The sequence below is a fragment of the Wolbachia endosymbiont of Rhagoletis cerasi genome, assembly GCF_018454475.1.
Lineage (GTDB): Bacteria > Pseudomonadota > Alphaproteobacteria > Rickettsiales > Anaplasmataceae > Wolbachia > Wolbachia pipientis.
On sequence record NZ_JADCNC010000005.1, the window covers coordinates 16,182 to 34,362 of the forward strand.

Annotated in this window: 13 protein-coding genes and 2 pseudogenes; 3 read left to right on the forward strand and 12 right to left on the reverse strand. The window is 36.2% G+C overall.

Annotation, left to right across the window (positions count from 1 at the left end; all coding sequences use genetic code 11):
* Window positions 1–26: 26 nt before the first annotated feature.
* Both INQ25_RS06585 and INQ25_RS01265 read right to left on the reverse strand, forming a co-directional pair.
* Window positions 27–1,625, reverse strand: coding sequence for a tetratricopeptide repeat protein (locus INQ25_RS06585; protein ID WP_343231077.1), 1,599 nt, complete (start codon window positions 1,623–1,625; stop codon window positions 27–29).
* Entirely contained in the window at window positions 1,613–4,282 is a 2,670-nt protein-coding gene (locus INQ25_RS01265; RefSeq protein WP_213862868.1) for a tetratricopeptide repeat protein, read from the reverse strand. The genes INQ25_RS06585 and INQ25_RS01265 overlap by 13 nt, the downstream gene beginning before the upstream one ends.
* A gap of 219 nt (window positions 4,283–4,501) precedes the next feature.
* Here INQ25_RS01265 and secA point away from each other — a divergent pair, with 219 nt between their 5' ends.
* The gene (gene secA, locus INQ25_RS01270; protein WP_246484050.1) at window positions 4,502–7,162 is read left to right on the forward strand and encodes a preprotein translocase subunit SecA; all 2,661 of its coding nucleotides are present in this window, start codon (window positions 4,502–4,504) and stop codon (window positions 7,160–7,162) included.
* A 9-nt stretch (window positions 7,163–7,171) separates the two neighbouring features.
* Here the strand turns inward: secA and INQ25_RS01275 are convergent, their stop codons facing one another.
* The 3 genes from INQ25_RS01275 to INQ25_RS01285 form a co-directional block, all read right to left on the reverse strand.
* Window positions 7,172–8,281 carry an ankyrin repeat domain-containing protein gene (locus tag INQ25_RS01275; protein WP_209472768.1) on the reverse strand — a complete coding sequence of 370 codons (1,110 nt, stop codon included), beginning with the start codon at window positions 8,279–8,281 and terminating at the stop codon, window positions 7,172–7,174.
* A gap of 336 nt (window positions 8,282–8,617) precedes the next feature.
* Entirely contained in the window at window positions 8,618–9,259 is a 642-nt protein-coding gene (fsa, locus tag INQ25_RS01280; protein ID WP_007552982.1) for a fructose-6-phosphate aldolase, read from the reverse strand.
* Window positions 9,260–9,298: 39 nt separating this feature from the next.
* Complete coding sequence (locus tag INQ25_RS01285; protein WP_213862869.1) at window positions 9,299–9,640, reverse strand: hypothetical protein; 342 nt, start codon at window positions 9,638–9,640, stop codon at window positions 9,299–9,301.
* 270 nt (window positions 9,641–9,910) lie between these two features.
* Between INQ25_RS01285 and INQ25_RS06925 the strand changes: the two are divergent.
* Window positions 9,911–11,004 (forward strand): annotated as a pseudogene (locus INQ25_RS06925) (IS3 family transposase).
* 480 nt (window positions 11,005–11,484) lie between these two features.
* On the opposite strand, the gene folD reads toward INQ25_RS06925, so the two are convergent.
* From folD to INQ25_RS01330, 5 genes are all read right to left on the reverse strand, one after another.
* On the reverse strand, window positions 11,485–12,363 hold the full coding sequence (folD, locus tag INQ25_RS01310) for a bifunctional methylenetetrahydrofolate dehydrogenase/methenyltetrahydrofolate cyclohydrolase FolD (protein ID WP_213862871.1): 879 nt from the start codon (window positions 12,361–12,363) through the stop codon (window positions 11,485–11,487).
* Window positions 12,347–12,922: a UbiX family flavin prenyltransferase gene (locus INQ25_RS01315; RefSeq protein ID WP_010082294.1), complete on the reverse strand. Its 576-nt coding sequence runs from the start codon at window positions 12,920–12,922 to the stop codon at window positions 12,347–12,349. The genes folD and INQ25_RS01315 overlap by 17 nt, the downstream gene beginning before the upstream one ends.
* A complete protein-coding gene (locus tag INQ25_RS01320; RefSeq protein WP_010082293.1) occupies window positions 12,915–13,181 on the reverse strand; it encodes a DUF2312 domain-containing protein in 267 nt (88 codons plus the stop codon). The genes INQ25_RS01315 and INQ25_RS01320 overlap by 8 nt, the downstream gene beginning before the upstream one ends.
* 13 nt (window positions 13,182–13,194) lie before the next feature.
* Window positions 13,195–14,478, reverse strand: coding sequence for an HlyC/CorC family transporter (locus tag INQ25_RS01325; RefSeq protein WP_007549013.1), 1,284 nt, complete (start codon window positions 14,476–14,478; stop codon window positions 13,195–13,197).
* Between the two features lie 88 nt (window positions 14,479–14,566).
* Complete coding sequence (locus tag INQ25_RS01330; RefSeq protein WP_006280246.1) at window positions 14,567–15,745, reverse strand: aspartate aminotransferase family protein; 1,179 nt, start codon at window positions 15,743–15,745, stop codon at window positions 14,567–14,569.
* 275 nt (window positions 15,746–16,020) lie between these two features.
* Here INQ25_RS01330 and INQ25_RS01335 point away from each other — a divergent pair, with 275 nt between their 5' ends.
* A complete protein-coding gene (locus tag INQ25_RS01335) occupies window positions 16,021–17,193 on the forward strand; it encodes an NADH-quinone oxidoreductase subunit D (protein ID WP_010962676.1) in 1,173 nt (390 codons plus the stop codon).
* A gap of 27 nt (window positions 17,194–17,220) precedes the next feature.
* On the opposite strand, the gene INQ25_RS01340 is transcribed toward INQ25_RS01335, so the two are convergent.
* Both INQ25_RS01340 and INQ25_RS01345 read right to left on the reverse strand, forming a co-directional pair.
* On the reverse strand, window positions 17,221–17,364 hold the full coding sequence (locus INQ25_RS01340) for a hypothetical protein (protein ID WP_153296793.1): 144 nt from the start codon (window positions 17,362–17,364) through the stop codon (window positions 17,221–17,223).
* A gap of 589 nt (window positions 17,365–17,953) precedes the next feature.
* Window positions 17,954–18,148, reverse strand: a pseudogene (locus tag INQ25_RS01345) (IS256 family transposase); the annotation flags it as partial.
* Window positions 18,149–18,181: the final 33 nt, after the last annotated feature.

An 18,181-nucleotide genomic window follows, 5' to 3' on the forward strand; every position in this document is an offset into this window, starting at 1 on the left:
GTTGTTAGTCTAGTATTGCTAAAAACCTAAATATCATCTAGTTCTGCCAATAGTTTCACAACTTCCGGATGATCAGGGCCATAATGTTTCTCAAAAATAGGCAAGGCCTGTTCAAGCAATTCCTCTTGTTTCTTGTGATCGCCCAAAGCGCCATAGGCAATACCAAGATTTGCCAGTAGTTTGGCAACTTGAACATGACCAGAGCCATAATGTTTCTCAAAAATAGGTAAAGCTCGTTCAAACAACTCTTTTGCTTTCTGATGATCGCCAAAAGTGCCATAAACGATACCGAGGGTTGCCAGTAATTTAACAACTTCAAAATGGTCGAGGCCGTAATGTTTCTTTCGAATTGCTAGAGCCTGTTCAAGCAACTCTTTTGCCTTCTGGGGATTACCTAAAACCCTATAAGAATTACCGAGGTTTGCCAGTGTTCTAGCAACTTCAAAATGGTCAGGCCTGTAATGTTTCTTTTTGATTGCTAAAGCCCGTTCAAGTAACTCCTTTTGTTTTTTATAGTCACCTAAATCCACATGAGAGATACCAAGGTTTGTCAGAGTAATAGCGACTTCAAAATAATCGGGGCCATAATGTTTCTCTTGAATTACTAAGGCTCGTTCAAGCAACTCTTTTGCTTTCTGAGGATTACCCAAATCCCTGTAAGCGTTACCTAGATTCACTAGTGTCCTAGCAACTTCGAAATGGTCGGGGCCATAATGTTGTTCATTAATTGCTAAAGCCCGTTCAAGTAACCCCTTCTGTTTCTCGTAGTCATCTAAATCCCCATGAAAGACACCAAGGTTTGTTAGTGTAATAGCAACTTCAAAATAATTGGGGCCATAATGTTTCTCTTGAATTACTAAGGCTCGTTCAAGCAACTCTTTTGCCTTCTGAGGATCACTTAAATTCCTGTAAGCATTACCTAGATTCACTAGTGTCCTAGCAACCTCAAAATGATTAGGTTTATAATATTTCTCTTGAATTACTAAAGCTCGTTCAAGCAACTCTTTTGCCTTTTGAGGATCACCTAAAGTACCATAAACGATACCCAGGTTTGCCAGTGGTTTAACAATTTCAAAATGGTCAGAATCGTAATGTTTCTTAAAGATAACTAAAGCCCGTTCAAACAACTCTTTTGCTTTCTGAGGATCACCTAAAGCATAATGAGCGGTGCCGAGATTTGTTAGTATGGCAGTAACTTCGAAATGGTCAGGGCCATAACGTTTTTCATTAATTGCTAAAGCCCGTTCAAGCAATTCCTTTTGTTTCTTATGATCACCCAAATCCCCATAAGCGATACCGAGGTTTGTTAGTGCTATAGCAATTGTGAAATGATCGGGGCCATAATGTTTCTCAGAAATAGGTAAAGCCCGTTCAAGCAACTCCTTTTTTTTCTTGTGATCACCTAAATCTCCATAAGCATTACCTAGATTTATCAGTGTTTTAACAACTCCAGAATGACCAAAGCTATAATGTTTCTCTTGAATTATTAAAGCTCGTGCAAGCAGCGTTTTTGCTTTCTTGGGATCGCCTAAAACTATGTAAACGCCACCTAAGTTTGTCAGTAGTTTAGCAACTATAAAATGATCAGGGCCATAATGTTTCTCTTGAATTATTAAAGCCCGCACAAGCAACTCCTTTTTTTTTCATGATTACCTGACGCACCATAGGCAATACCAAGATTTGCAAGTGGTATAGCAACTTCAGGATGATCAGGACTGTAGTGTTTCTTAAGGACGGGTAAAGCCCGTTCAAGCAACTCTTTTGCTTTTTGAGGAGTACCTAAAGCCCTATAAGAGTTACCAAGGTTTGCCAGTGTCCTAGCAACTTCGAAATGGTCAGGGCCATAATGTTTCTCTTTAATTGTTAAAGTCCGTTCAAGAAGCTCCTTTTGTTTATCATGATTGCCTAAAGTCCCGTAGGAACTACTTAGGTTTGTCAGTATGGCAGCAACTTCGAAATGGTCAGGGCCATAATGTTTCTCAGAAATAGGTAAAGCCCGTTCAAGCAACGTCTTTTTTTTCTTGTGATCACCTAAATCCCCGCAAGCGATACCGAGGTTTGTCAGTGCCGTGGCGACTATAAAATGATCAGATCCATAATGTTTTCTAAAGATAGGTAAAACCCGTTCAAGCGACTCCTTTTGTCTTCTAGGATTACCCAAGTAATAATATCCATCACTCATTCGTATTAACAAATCCACAAGATAATCCTTCTCTATTGTTTGCTTTTCTAAAGGATTTTTTCCTAGCCAATCATCTATATGTGATAAGAACGTTTCTAAATGTGGTAACAACTGTCGTTTCTTAGCATAATCTTCTAATTTGTCACTGTCGTCAGGGAAGCTTTCTTTTAATAATTGAAAAACGGTTTTTATATCTTTTTTAATTTTTCCACTTTCCTTTGACTTTAGCCTAATTACATCTTGTACTAAACAGTGAATAGAAACACTACTACTCTGCTCATTGGACACTAGCATCGAATATCTCAATAATATACCTAATACTTCTTCAAAAGGTTTTTCTTCAGAATTGTTCTCTACAATCTCAGGAAATATTCTTAACAAATCTTTAGGAATATCATTGTCTAAATATGCACAAGCTACTAACAACTTGCTTGCTAGTTTAGACTCATTACGAATTGCGTCCATTGTAATATCCCAAGTAATAAACACAGGCTCATGGTTAGAATCCTTAGGTAGTGTTTTATGAGATAATAAATAAAGCTTCCTTTCTGCATAAATTTCTAAGTAACGTGAGATAGTCATTTTGTTTTCTTTGATGTAAGCGCAAGCCTGAGCTAATGCCAAAGGTAATCTACCTAACTTTTCTGCCAATATACCTATATTTGGCCTATCGCTTTCTGAAACCTGGCCTAGAATTTTCTTAACATATAATTCTGATTCTGGGGGAGTAAAAACGTCTACACCTATACTCCCTTGTGGCCATTCAGTATTACGAGACGTAACTATTATTTTGCCGCCTTTTGTAGGTCTGAGCTTAGAAATGACTTCATAATTTGATACATTATCATAAATCAACAACCAGCCTTCACGTTTAGAATCTTCTAGCCAGTTTTTCACATAATAAGCTCGCTGTGCAATAGAAATGTTGTCTTCATCGTGAATAATATTTAATTTTCTTCCTAAATTAACATATTCACTGAGTAGTTGATCTTCATCTTTTGCATTAAACCAACATATTGCCTTGTATTCTTTCCCATGTTTTTGAATAAAATCTAGCACTGACTGTGTTTTACCTACTCCACCTAACCCGTACAAAGCAGTTAATATAACTGGCTCATTTTTTGTCTTTAGATGATTTACTATTTCTTCATTGAGATATTCTCGTTCAATGAAATTTCCACTAGCTATTTTAGGTGGAATGTTCCACCGTTCAAATAGATCTTCTCTAGGTTTGAGACTATAAAGATGTTCTATAACTTCCCTAAAATAATCGTCTTTTCTTGTTAGATAAGAAACTTTGCTACCCTGTTGTGCCCACCATTTCCCTACCTTGTCATATACACGGACAAAAACTGTATCAATATCTTCTTCCCCTGATATTTTGTATATATTCCCTATTTCTTTCTTAATAATATCATCTAATTTTGAATGATTAGGTTGATCAACTACAAACCTTATTCTAAGTAAAAAATCTTCTATTTCATCGTCACTACCACAACTGAAGTATTTTTTCAGTTCAGTATGATTTTTTATTTTGTAGCACGTTCCTTTTTGACCTTCATAAATATTTAAAGTGTTATCATTTGTTAACTTTGACTCTTCCAGATACTTCTCTAATGTTTCTACGCTTCCTTGCTTCTCTGTACCTTTTTTTAGGTTCACATTGACATTAGTATGAATGACAAGCGTAATATCACTGTTCTTACACTCAGGGTTTTGCTTAATCTCAGGATGAGATTCAAAATATTTGTTTAACCCGAAATCTTCTTTCTGTTGCTTTCTATCATTTCCATCAATAAACAAATCTTCAAAAGTAATATTCTTCGAAGAGCGATGTGTATTGCAGTGCTTAGCTTGAACCAAGATAATTCTCGATTTGTTCTTCTGATCTTTATACTCAAAAAAAATATCATCAAAGGCTCCAAAACCTTCTATGTTTGATGCTAACCAAAAGTCAATTTTACTACTTAACCCATGAAGTAGATACAGCATTAATAATTTTACTTCATACTTGCGACCATGATCACCTGTTGATGTGCCATCTCTCTTCTTAAATGTACGATTACTAAGTACTTCAGACTGTTTGTTTTCTACATTCATACCCTACTAAACCTACGAATAACTTCTTTCTATAAAAAATTAAAGTCACCAAGTGCCTAAGATAATGCAACAGATTCTTTAACATTGTAATAACAGTGCCGAACAGGGTCAATTTTGTTTGCTGTCTTAAGCATAAAGATTCCCCGAATCTAATATGTCATTGCTGTAGGCTGCATTTAGTAATATAATCTCATATTAAATAAGACTTTACTTAAGTTTATGCTAGATTCTCCGCTAATTTTGACAGCCATTCTTATATTTTTTATTTTTACGTTGTCATTCTTTTTTATAAGAAAGATATTTGGATCAACAAACAAGAAGATAATAAAATCCTTTAGGAAAATTGTTCAGCAAATAAATGCATTAGAAACAGAAATGCAGAGCTTATCTGATGAGGAGCTTGCTGGTAAAACTGAAGAATTCAATCGAGAATTGAAAAATGGGAAAACGTTAAATGATCTTCTCGTACCTGCATTTGCAGTTGTGCGTGAAGCCTCTCGAAGATTTCTTAACATGAGGCACTTTGATGTTCAACTGATTGGTGGAATGGTGCTCCACAATGGCATGATATCAGAAATGAAAACAGGAGAGGGAAAGACACTCGTTGCAACTTTAGCAGCATATCTAAATTCCTTAGAAGGGAAAGGCGTACATGTCGTAACTGTTAACGACTATCTTGCAAAACGAGACACAGAGTGGATGAGCAAATTATATAATTCTCTTGGGGTTTCTGTTGCGTTTATTACGAATAACTTGACAGACGAAGAGAGGAAAGAGGCTTACAGTGCAGATATCGTGTATTCCACAAATAACGAGCTTGCCTTTGATTACCTGCGAGACAATATGAAATTTTCTCAAGAAGACATGGTTCAGAGAGGCTTTCACTACGGAATAGTTGATGAAGTGGACTCAATACTCATTGATGAAGCTCGCACTCCGCTTATTATTTCTGGCCCGGTTGAGGAAAACAATCAGATATATAAGCATATCAATAAAATAGTAACCAAATTAGTTGACTCCGATTATGAAGTAGATGAAAAAGGTAGAACGGTATTCTTGACTGAAGATGGTATTTCACGAGTGGAGGAACTACTAAGGTCATACAATCTCATTCCTGAAAATTCCTCGCTCTATGATACTGACAGCATGATAATGACTCATTATATAGACCAAGCATTACGTGCATATAAGCTGTTTACTGCTGATAAAGATTATATAGTAAAGGATGGCAAGGTAGTGATTATTGATGAATTTACTGGGCGTATGATGGAGGGCAGAAGATATTCCGATGGTCTTCATCAGGCACTTGAAGCGAAGGAGAATCTTGAAATTCAGCATGAAAACCAAACTTTAGCATCGGTCACATTTCAGAATTACTTTCGTATGTACAATAAACTTTCCGGAATGACGGGAACAGCAGCAACAGAGGCAGAAGAGTTTCGTGATATATACAGATTAAATGTAGTAAAAATTCCAACCAATGTACCTGTAAAAAGAGTTGATATTGATGATGAAATTTACGGTACAGAAAAGGAAAAATTTAATGCTGTGTTGAAGTTTATAGAAGAATGCTACAAACGCCTTCAACCGGTCCTTGTTGGCACGGTGAGCATCGAAAACTCTGAGAAGCTTTCTGCGCTTTTGCAAAGCCATTCTCTTAAGCATTCAGTATTAAATGCTCGTTATCATGAACAAGAGGCGTACATAATAGCGCAAGCTGGAGTGCCAGGTAGTATCACTATAGCAACTAACATGGCAGGACGTGGAACTGATATTCAGCTTGGTGGAAATGCTGAAATGATTGCAAAGGTGGAGCTAAAGAAGATAAAAAATGCTGATGAAAGAGAAAAAAAATACCAAGAAATAGTTGAAAGAGTAAAAAAAGATAAGGAAATTGCTATAAAAGCTGGTGGTTTATGTGTGGTTGGAACCGAAAGACATGAAAGCAGGAGAATAGATGATCAATTACGCGGCCGTTCTGGTCGTCAGGGGGATCCTGGACTTTCTAAGTTCTTTTTATCGCTCGAAGATGACCTAATGAGAATATTTGGCTCTGATAGAATGAGAAGCTTTTTACAAAAAGTAGGGTTAAAGAATAACGAAGCTATTCATCATCCATGGATCAATAAGGCACTCGAGAAAGCGCAAAAGAAAGTTGAAGCTAGAAACTATGACGTGCGGAAATCTCTACTTAAGTTTGATGACGTAATCAATAACCAACGTAAAGTTATTTTTAAGCAGAGAAACAATATCTTAGGCAACGAAATTAATGATATATTTGAAGTGTATAGCGAAGTAAATGAGAGCGTAGTAAAAGGTATAATCCAAAGTGGCTATTACGAAGATTATGTTGAAGATATAGCCAAAGAATTCCATACAAGGTATGGAATAACGCTTGATAAAGAAGACTTGGCAAAGTTTTTGAATAAACAAGAAGCTTTGAATTATATAAATGATAAGATACAAGAATTTTTTACTGAGAAAGAAAAATATTTCAACAGTCAGCACACTACAGATTTGTGGAATACGATCGTGAAGCAAATGATGATAATGACACTTGATCATTTATGGAGGGAACACCTTTCAGTTCTAGAGAGCCTAAGACAAAGCATAAGCTTACGTGCTATGGGGCAGAAAGATCCACTGAATGAATTTAAACGCGAAGCTTTCTTGATGTTTGAGTCAATGCTTGAAAAATGGAAGGAACTCACCATTCACCGCTTAGCACACTTTAAGTTGGCAGACAACCAAGAGATAGGCAATAGGTTACATTCTGCTAGAAATAGCAGACTTCCCAAAGTCTCAAGAAATGACAAATGTCCTTGCAACTCCGGAAAGAAATACAAACACTGCCATGGTGCGGTTACTGTAGTGAACTAATAATTATGGTTATACAGTTTGTTTATTTCCATCAACATTACTGCAGCTAACCTCACTTAGCTTACTGTTTAATGAATGCTCTGATGACTTATATGCAACTCCATAGGTAATACCACCAACTATCAGTACAGATGCTACAGTAATTCCAATTATTGCTAGTGCAGGTAATGCAGTGGCATAGGCAAGTACTAGTGGAACTACAACAGCAGATATAACACCCACAGTAATTCCTGCTGTTATAGCTTTAGGTCTATGGATGCATGATGGATTTGCACCATAATTTAGCAGGAGTTTTGCCATCCTTGGACTAGGTTTGTAAGGTTCATAAAAATTACCTAGTAAAGTTGTGTCACAATCTAGTAGCAGTTTTCCTCCTAACCTTATATTACGGTAACTATAATTAAGAGTAGCATAGTATAAAGGTGCCCTTCCATCCTTGTCTTTTATATTAGCATCTGCACCTTTTTTTAATAGCATTTCTATTGTTTGTATAAGTTCATAACCAATAGCATAATGCAAAGGAGTTTTTCCATCCTCGTCTTTTATATTAACATCTACTCCTCTTTGTAATAAAAGTCCCGCTATCTTTGCTGCACTATCATCCTTCATAGGAGTACATATGTTAGCATTACATGTAGCATAGTGCAAAGCAGTTCCTCCAGATTTATCCTGTAGATTAACATTTGCCACTTTCTCCAATAACATTTGCACTATTTCTATATCTCTTTTGCCAGCAGCTACATGTAAAGGAATCTCTTTATCTTCATCTTGTGCATTAACGTCTGCTCCCTCTTCTAGCAAAACTTCTACTACTTGCGTATACCCATACTGAGCAGAATAATGTAAAGAGGTTTTTTTCCATACATCTTGTACATTAACATTAGCCCCGCTTTTTATTAGGTGTTTTACTACTTTTCCACAACCATTTTTAGCTGCTATAAGTAATAAACCACAATTAAGTACTTCAAATGTGTGATTTATATCAAACTGGTTACTTTCCCACTCACTGTAGATATCTGGAAGCTTCTGCTGTAGTTCATCTTTGATTTTCTCAACTACATTTTCTGCACTCAGGTCTGGACTACTGTTGACTTCTTGTAGTATTAACCTTAATGTCATTTCCTTCTCCAAGATATAAAATTTTATTATGGCATATGGAGTGGATTATGTCAATGAAGAACTAAGAAACTGGTTCTTCTTTTTTTCTATAGCTTTAGGTTTACCTACAATTTGAAAAACAACAAATTCGTCATTCCGCTACTCGTTAGCGCCGCGGCGGTATGATGTAGGGAAACCTTTCTTGGGTTAGCTATAAAGTTAAAATTCGACCAGGGCAGCCGCAATAAGGTAGCAAACGCCATCATGTCTTTAGGAGAGTTTGCTAATGAAGGCTCTTAAGTTGACGCCATTGCCTGAACGGATACGCCAATTTTTATGTTCATTTGTAACCGTCTATTATTTTACACCCCAGTCTTTTTCAAATATTGCTAGCCCTTGGTCAGTAAGTGGGTGATTAATTAATTGTCTAAGTACTTTTGCTGGCACAGTAATTGAATCAGCACCAAGCCTTGCAGCTTCTATTACATGCGCTGGGCTTCTCACTGATGCAACAAGAACTTTAGTATCAAAACCGTAATTAGAATATATAGTACATATATCTTCTATTAGCGATAAGCCATCATAGCTTATATCATCAAGGCGACCAACAAAGGGGGAAATAAAACAAGCACCGACCTTAGCGGCAAGCAGTGCTTGTCCAGGAGAAAAACATAATGTGATGTTAACAGGTATTTTATGCTCTGTCCATAACTTTTTACAAGAAATTAATCCTTCATGTGTAAGAGGTAATTTGATCACAACATTATCAGCAATTTTTGCTAAATTCAGACCTTCTGTGATCATCTCTTCATGGCTATCTGCAACAACTTCAACACTAACAGGCCCTTTTATAATAGAGCATATTTCACGCACTAAATCCTCGTATTTATCTTTACGCCCGGACTTTGCTATTAAAGAAGGATTAGTTGTTATGCCGTCAATGAACTCCTTTAGTCCTTTAATTTCATTTAAATCAACGCTATCAAGAAAAATTTCCATATTCATCTCCTATAAAAAAAATACCCTTGCAAAATCTTGTCATCCTACCGCTTGACTTACAACCGTATGAACTTTCTGCGTTGTAAACATCAAACAGCCGATAACACAACTGTACAAATATTGAGACATAAGAGTAATTTGTACCAAGAAAAAAGATGTCATCCCAGTGCCCAGACCCCTTAGACAATGTACCATCTTTTGATTTTGTCCATTCTGGGCGGGGTTTTCAAGTTCTTTGATCTTAAATACTACATCTACTTTATCAAGATCAATGTTGACTTCTTTTACTAATGTTCTAATAAGACTACGTTTGGCTTGCCAATCTAGGTCCGATTTAACACTAGAATAAAAGCCCTTTATGCTATTTGTAATAAGATTCATTTTCTGCCGTATTCCCTTTTACCTTTTTCTTCTCTCCTTCAATCTCTTTTAAACGTTACTTCATTTTTTTTATTGCCTGCTTAAAGTCTTCCTTACTTATAGTTAGTGCATACTTTGTTGCCGTAAAAACTTCTGGTACCCAAACAATTGTAATAAGTATACACAATCTTTGTCAACTATTTTCGGCACTGGTATATTGACCTTACCCAGAAAAAGTGGAGAGAAAGAAAGGAGTTTTTTCGGGTAAAATAAAATTTTGGAGGATTAGAAATGGTAAGAGAATATACGGCAGAATTCAAATTGGAAGCTGTTAAGCTGGCAAATGAACAAAGAAAGGTAGGTCAACCAGTTGCAAAAGTAGCAAGAGATCTAGGAATAAGGGATAGTGTATTAGGAAAATGGATGAAGAAATATAACGAAAAAAAGTCAGCGGCAAATGCATTTCCAGATGTAGCACCTTATGACAAAGAGAGATTTGATTTACAGAAAGAGTTAGCAAAAGTAACAAGGGAAAGAGACATTTAAAAAAAAGCCCTGGCCAGTCAAAAAGAGTAAAATATTTTTTTATATAGTAACTGCTATAAAGTACAGGAATTATGTAGGATTTTCTGCTAGTGGCTACTATAAGTGGACCACAAGAAAAATAAGCAGTAGAGAATCAGCAAATAAAGAGCTACTCGCAGCTATTCAAAAAATATATCAAGTTTCTAAATGTAGATATGGAGCTCCTAAAATTCATGCTGAATTGAAGGCTTTGGGTAAAAGTTGCAACTTAAAAACAGTGCAAAGTATTATGCAGAAAAATGGTATTCAGGCTATATTGAGAAGAAAATTTAAAATTAAGAAACAACAAACGGACAGTAGCTCCCAATATATTAGACCAAAACTTTATTGTCGATCAACCAAATAAAGTATGGGATTACTTATATAAAAACCAAAGAAGGATGGCTATATTTGGCAACAATAATCGATCTATATTCACGCATGGTAGTTGGCTGGTCAATGAGCAGTTCAATAAATAAACAATTGGTTATGGACTCTTTATTAATGGCCGTTAACAAGCGTAAACCTGCCAAAAATCTACTATTACATAGTGATCAAGGTTCACAATATACTTCGCAAGGTTATCAATATCTCTTATCCATAAAAAACATAGATGAGTTATAAAGGTTGTTGTTACGACAATTCTGTTGTGGAAAGCTTCTTCAGTTCTCTAAAAAGGGAGTTACCAATAGACACCTCTCGGCACTCTAAACAGCATATCAAAACTGCTATATTTGAATATATAGAAATTTTTTATAACAAACAACGTCACTATTAACTATTGCATTCCTGAGCATTTTGATTCATCATTCTCTTTGTGAAAAACATTCCAAACTTTCTCTCCACTTTTTCTGGGTAAGGTCAGATACTATAAACTATAAAAAAATTTCTCCGATAGTTCATATAGCAAGTAAATTCACAAAATGAAGACTATTATTTTTATTACAGGTGTATCTACGGTTGGAAAATCAAGTTTGGCTCATATATTAGGTTCAAAGCTTTTTATGCCTAGAAACTTTGCAATTCCACTAACTATAGCTAACCCAAGAAAGGTTTCCCTACGTCATACCGCCGCGGTATCTCAGCATAGATTCCGCTAACGAGTAGCGGAATGACGAATTTGTTGTTTTTCAAATTGTAGGTAAACCTAAGCCACTTTAGCTATACTTGTAGAGAAAAAAGAATAGATGATGATCCTAAATATTTAATAAATTTGACTACTGAGGAATTTCAAAAATCTCAATTTTTTATTAATTGTGATATGGTACATTCTATCTTCATATAGCTTTCCTCTTCATACCTCAACCAATGAAATCAGAAGCATCAACTCCCTTTTGCAAGCAAGCAGCAATAACAGTATTCATCATTAGAAATGCAATGGTCATTGGGCCAACGCCCCCGGGTACTGGGGTCATAGCTTTGGCTTTCCCTTTTATTCCTTCAAAGTCAACATCACCTACAAGCTTTCCTACGTTAACGCTATTTATGCCAACATCGATCACTATTGCACCTTTCTTTATCCAGTCTGCTTGAACAAAATTTGGCTTTCCGACTGCTGCAACTACTATATCCGCTTTAGAGCAATATTCAGCTAAATCCTTGCTTTGTGAATGCAAGATGGTGACAGTGCAGTTTTCTTGCAATAGCAGGTAAAACATTGGCTTGCCCACGATATTTGACCTACCAATTACCACTGCGTTTTTACCGGAAAGGTTCTCTTCAATTGACTTAATTAAATGCAAAGAACCTTTAGGAGTGCAAGGTATAAGGCAGTTTTTTTCACCTTTAACTAATTTGCCAACGTTTTCATCATGAAAGCCATCTACATCTTTTTCAACACTTACTGTGTTAATTACTCTGCTTGCACTAATATGATTTGGTAAAGGCAATTGCACTAAAATGCCATGCACAGATGGATCTTCATTTAATTCATTGATTTTTTCAATTAATTCATCTTCTGAAATATTATCAGGCAAAACAATGGTCTCAGAACTTATGCCTATTGATTCTGCTTTTTTCTGTTTGTTGCGAACATAAACCTGACTTGCTGGATTGCTACCCATGAGAATTACTTTCAGGCAAGGAAAAATGTTATACTCTCTCTTTAAAATATCAATTTTTTGTGATAGCCTCTCACATAGGTCGTTTGCTATTTTTTTACCATCAATAATAATTGTCACTTCCTTGCCACTCCTTAAAGTCGGGTAATTTGATATCAAATAAATCCAATACTTTGCCAACAGAATGATTAATAATATCATCCAACGATTTCGGTTTAATATAAAAAGCAGGCACTGGTGGAGCAATAATTGCTCCCATCTCCGTTAATTTTAACATATTTTGTAAATGCCCAAGATGCAGTGGTGACTCTCGCACCATAAGAACTAACTTTCTTCTTTCTTTTAGCGTTACATCTGCAGCCCTTGTCAATAGATTGGAAGTAACACCTGATGCGATTTCAGACATTGTCTTCATAGAGCATGGTGCTACAATCATCCCTGAGGTTTTAAATGAGCCGCTTGCTATTTTTTCTCCAATCTTTTCTTCAGAATAGTAAAAATCTGCAAGTGATGTAATATCTTCAAGTTTTTCTTTAATCTCGTGAGCTAAAGTTACTTTCCCAGCACGACTTATCACTAAATGAGTTTCATAATCGACGTCTTTCAACGCTTCTAAAATACGCACACCGTAAATAGAACCAGATGCTCCACTTATTCCAATTACAATTCTGCTATTCACTTAACTCTTCTTCGTAGCTCATTCCCAATGCACGTTTATAGGTATCAAGCAATATTTCTTGTTCCTCTCTGTCATCATCATCCATCTTCCTCAGCCTAATAATTTGTTTCATCACTTTTATATCCCAACCTTCATCTGCGGCTTTTGCATATACATCACGAATGTGATCTTGCACATCCCTCTTTTCTTGTTCAAGTTTTTCGATTCTCTCTATGTAACCCTTCAACTCTTCAGCCGTTATTTTTACTGTATCTTCCATGAAACTCCACTAATTAATTGCTGCCACTAATATTACCAGTTTTTACTTGCACTTCAACAACAGTAATAATATTTTTATCTTTTTTTAAAATCTTAAAGCGAAAACCATACATGGAAAACTCCTCGCCTTCGTCAGGAATGCGCTCTATTTCATTCACAATCATACCTGCTAGAGTTGTAGCTTCTTCATCAGGGAGATTCCAGTATAACTGCCTGTTAATGTCCCTAATAGTAGATTTTCCTTCTATGTGATACATATTATCAGATATTTTCTTTATAAAATTCTCCGTAATCAAATCATGTTCATCCGAAATTTCTCCAACTATTTCTTCCAGTATATCCTCAAGAGTTACAATTCCCTGCAGTGCTCCATACTCATCAATAACAAATGCAAGGTGTTTCCTGTTCTTACGGAAGTTGTGAAGTTGCACGCTGAGCGGTGTACTTTCTGGTATGAACCAAGGCCTTGACATAACTTGGGTAATGTCAACTTCTTCCGCTTTATTATTCTTTTCACGCAAAGCATTTATTAGAGCTTTCACGTGAATTACACCTACAATGTTATCTGGTTCCTTCTGCCATAAAGGTACTCTACTGTGACTGCTGGTTAAAATCTCTCTTATTAACTCTTCTTTATTCCGATCTATATCAAGAGAAAATAGGTTTCTTCTATGGGTCATAATTTGTGATATCTCTGTCTCAGCCAAATCAAGTATGCTGCTTAGCATATCTAAATCCTGTTGCAACATAGTTCCTTCACTGCGGTGAAGAGTAATCATATTACGCATTGCATCCGCTGCAGATATCACTTCCTTATCTTTATGCAGCCCACATAATTTTAGGATGAGGTTAACAATAAATTGAATACCTAGTGTCAATGGAGAAAAAATCTTTACAAAAAACAATACAAAATAAGCAGAAAATGATGCAAATTTTTCAGGATTTTGAATAGCATAAGTTTTTGGTAGAACTTCGCAGAACAATAAAATACAAAATGTCATTATAATTGTTGATAGGAGAATGCCCTCATTTCCAAAAAGATTGATAAATATTGCTGTAAATAAAGCAGAGCAAGTAATATTAATAATTGTATTGCCGAGCAATACCGTTCCTATTGTCAATTCTTTCCTATTTAATAAGCGATCTATTACCCTGGCTTTTTTGTTACCGTCTAGCTTTAGCTTATTAACTCGAGAACGGCTAATTGAGGTTAAGCCTATTTCTGCTCCTGAGAACAAAAACGATAAAACTAACAAAACAAAAATTGCTGATGATACTAAGACCAATAACCAATCCATTAAAGTACGATGTTATTGTGATAAAAAATAAAATTAATTTTACATGTTATGAGAGGCATTTGCAAGCCTGAATTTATATTGCCGAATTTTATATACCTTTAATCTTAAAAAACAAATCATAAAGCATATTACACGCTGCGTTCACATGCTCATCCTCAATGATAAGTGGTGGGGTTACCCTTACTACTTTGTTGTTTAAAACCCTAGTTATTATTAAACCTTTATCAAGAGATCGACTAATAATTTTATCAGCTACAAGAGTTGCTAGTTCTATTCCCATTAGTAACCCTTCTCCACGAACTTCTAAAATCATCTCAGGAAATTCTTTAGCTAAAAGCAACAGCTTTTCTTTTAAATATTTACTAATTCTTTTAACATGATCAAAAAAGCCTTCTTTTAGCATTATATCGAGCACTGCATTACCAACAGTCATGGCAAGTGGATTGCCACCATAGGTTGATCCATGAGTTCCTGGAGTAATTGCTTCTGCTATATAATCTTTCACTAAACATGCAGCTACAGGAAAACCGTTACCCATAGCCTTCGCACAGGTTAGCATATCAGGTTCAATGCCGACATTTTGATAATGAAATAAAGAACCGATGCGTCCATATCCGCACTGCACTTCATCAAAGCACAAAATTATTCCTTGAGCTTTTGTTATTTCCCTTACTTTTTGAAGATATTCTACGTCTAGTGGATATACTCCACCTTCGCTTTGTATGGGCTCTAAAAATACAGCAGCTATTTCATTGTTGATTTTTTCTTCTAATGCTTTAATGTCATTTCTTGGCACTTTATCAAAACCAGAAAGGAGCGGAGCAAAACCTTCGCGTGATTTTTCATTGCCTCCAGCAGAAATTGCAGCAATACTGCGGCCATGAAAGCCTCCTTCAATTGTAATAATACGATTACGTTTTGCTTGCCCTTTTGAATAAAAGTAACGACGAATAAACTTAATTGCAGCTTCTGTTGCTTCAAGCCCACTTGAGCAGAAAAAAACTTTATCTGCAAAAGTAAGGGTTGTTAAACGCTCGGCAAGCCTTTCTTGCTCGGGAATAGTGAAAATGTTAGAGCAGTGCCATAATGAGCTCGATTGCTCTTTCAGCTTATCTGTAATGTATGGATGACAATGCCCTAAAGAAGTTGTAGAAATACCTGCAGCAAAATCTAAATATTTTTTACCATCTTTATCAAAAAGATATGCCCCTTCTCCCCTGACTATAGGAGTGTCAAGTCTATTATACGCATTAACAACATGATCCATTTTATAAGTATTGTGGTATTATCTATACTATACCTGAAATGAATCCATTAACACAAAGCTTTTCCTTTAACCTCTTATGCTACTTCAACTAAAAATTTGGCTAATGCAAACCTTTTTTGTCATTCTATAGCTAAAGTGACTTGGTTTTACCAACACTTATTAGCCATTGTAAAAGTTTTTGTTTCTATTGAATGATAGTTGTAGCCTATGCAAGAAGTTTATTGACTTTGAGCGCACTTTAGCCTATACAATTTTAATATCTTAAACTACTGGACATGCCCGATCTAAAGACAATGATGTTAAATTTTGGACCTCAGCACCCAGCTGCACATGGAGTGTTGCGTCTTGTTTTAGAGATGGATGGTGAAGTGATCGAGAGGGCAGATCCCCATATTGGGCTTTTGCACCGCGGTACTGAAAAATTAATAGAACATAAAACGTATCTTCAAGCTTTGCCTTATTTTGATCGCCTTGATTACGTATCACCAATGTCACAAGAGCATGCATATTCACTTTGTGTGGAGAAATTGTTGCAATGTGAAGTGCCAATTAGGGCAAAGTATTTACGTGTCTTGTTTTGTGAACTGACGAGAATACTAAATCATTTACTGAACGTTTCTTCTCAAGCACTTGATGTTGGAGCAATGACCCCTCTTTTATGGCTCTTTGAAGAAAGAGAAAAAATACTGGAATTTTACGAAAGAGCTTCAGGTGCAAGGTTTCACGCAGCTTACATCAGGCCAGGTGGAATTGCAGCAGATGTTCCAGAAGATTTGATTGAGGATATTGCAAAGTTTATAGAGCAATTTCCAAAATATATAGACGATGTTGATGAACTTTTAACAGAAAATAGGATATGGAAGCAACGCACTGTAGGAATTAGTGAAATATCAATTAAACAGGCACTTGATTGGGGCTTTAGTGGCCCAATGTTGCGCGCTGCTGGGCTTGCTTGGGATTTGCGAAAAAGCCAGCCATATGAGATATATGATCAACTAGATTTTGATATACCGATCGGCCAAAATGGCGACTGTTATGACCGTTATCTAGTTAGAATGGCAGAGATTAGGCAATCTATCAGTTTGGTGAAGCAGTGCATAGAGAAAATGCCTGAAGGGCAAATAAAAACTGAAGATAGAAAAATTTCTCCACCGTCAAGAGCAGAGATGAAAAAATCTATGGAAGCTCTGATTCACCATTTTAAGCTCTATTCAGAAGGATATCACGTACCAGAAGGTGAGGCTTACGCAGTTGTTGAGGCACCAAAAGGTGAGTTTGGAGTGTATATAGTTTCAGATGGTACCAATAGACCTTATAGGTGCCGAATAAGAGCACCTGGCTTTGCGCATTTACAAGCCTTAGACTTTATGGCAAAAGGACACATGCTTGCTGACGTTGCAGCAATTATTGGCTCACTCGATATAGTTTTTGGTGAGATTGATAGGTAATCATTGGTACCCGTTCAGGCAATGGCGTCATGCAAGTAGCTGACACATAACTGTACGAACATTTGTTTGCAAAGGCAGTATGTTAAGTGTTATAGCCGATTTTGCCTCAAACACAAAGGCAGTGCCTTGACTACTTGGATCCAGAAAAATTGATTGTGTACTATACAACATTTTTGATCAAAAGCGTAACCGTTCACTGTTAGACTGCATTCTGTGATTTTTAGCAAAACATGATCTTTCATTTGAGCTTCCTTCAATTTAAAATAAATACAGAAAATTGCTGCCTATAGCTAAACTGACTTAGATTTACCAACAATCGTCATCCCGCTACTTGTTAGCGGCTAAGAGATACCGCGGCGGCATAGCTATCTTCAAAAATATGGTTGAATAATTGTGTGTATAATTATTAATATTTTTAAACACTTTGGCTATGGCTTTATCTAAGTTTCTCGACCCTAAGCTGGATTTAACCTTCAAAAAAATATGTAGGGTCAAGAACTGGCGCGCCTACTTTAGGGTTTGGTGGCTGATCCATTGTTTTCACAATAGGCCTCAATCCAAATTCCCATGTTAACGTTTCCAGCTCCCGCCTCGTCAAACGCAGCATCCGCACTACGCTTTCCTAGCAGATTCTTTACCAAAGTTTATAACATATTGTGCTGGTGATGCTTTCGGTTTGTAATACCTTATTCTGTAGTCTGAATATAGACCCAGCGTTTTGTATATCCATTCGCTACTCCACTTCTTCCAACCAAACCCTCTCTTCACTTTCAGCTAATAAGTGATTTTCTATTTCACCTTCCAAACTTGCCTCCAGCAGCTTTTTTATAAATGGTGTAAATGCTCCATCCCTTCCTGTTAATGGTCTGCCTTCCCTTATTGATGACAGTATATTTGCTTCCAGTTCTTTGTAATCTACCAAACCGGTAGTTCTGTTTACTACTTTCTGACTCATTGTCAAACCTCCATTTTTTTTATATCAATTTAT

Excerpts from the sequence above, each read along its gene's own strand:
- INQ25_RS01265 (WP_213862868.1), bottom strand. The coding sequence starts at position 4,282 with ATGAATGTAGAAAACAAACAGTCTGAAGTACTTAGTAATCGTACATTT.
- INQ25_RS01320 (WP_010082293.1), bottom strand. The coding sequence starts at position 13,181 with ATGGAAGATACAGTAAAAATAACGGCTGAAGAGTTGAAGGGTTACATA.
- secA (WP_246484050.1), top strand. The coding sequence starts at position 4,502 with ATGCTAGATTCTCCGCTAATTTTGACAGCCATTCTTATATTTTTTATT.
- INQ25_RS01335 (WP_010962676.1), top strand. The coding sequence starts at position 16,021 with ATGCCCGATCTAAAGACAATGATGTTAAATTTTGGACCTCAGCACCCA.
- INQ25_RS01330 (WP_006280246.1), bottom strand. The coding sequence starts at position 15,745 with ATGGATCATGTTGTTAATGCGTATAATAGACTTGACACTCCTATAGTC.
- INQ25_RS01340 (WP_153296793.1), bottom strand. The coding sequence starts at position 17,364 with ATGTTGTATAGTACACAATCAATTTTTCTGGATCCAAGTAGTCAAGGC.
- fsa (WP_007552982.1), bottom strand. The coding sequence starts at position 9,259 with ATGGAAATTTTTCTTGATAGCGTTGATTTAAATGAAATTAAAGGACTA.
- INQ25_RS01275 (WP_209472768.1), bottom strand. The coding sequence starts at position 8,281 with ATGACATTAAGGTTAATACTACAAGAAGTCAACAGTAGTCCAGACCTG.
- INQ25_RS01325 (WP_007549013.1), bottom strand. The coding sequence starts at position 14,478 with ATGGATTGGTTATTGGTCTTAGTATCATCAGCAATTTTTGTTTTGTTA.
- INQ25_RS01285 (WP_213862869.1), bottom strand. The coding sequence starts at position 9,640 with ATGAATCTTATTACAAATAGCATAAAGGGCTTTTATTCTAGTGTTAAA.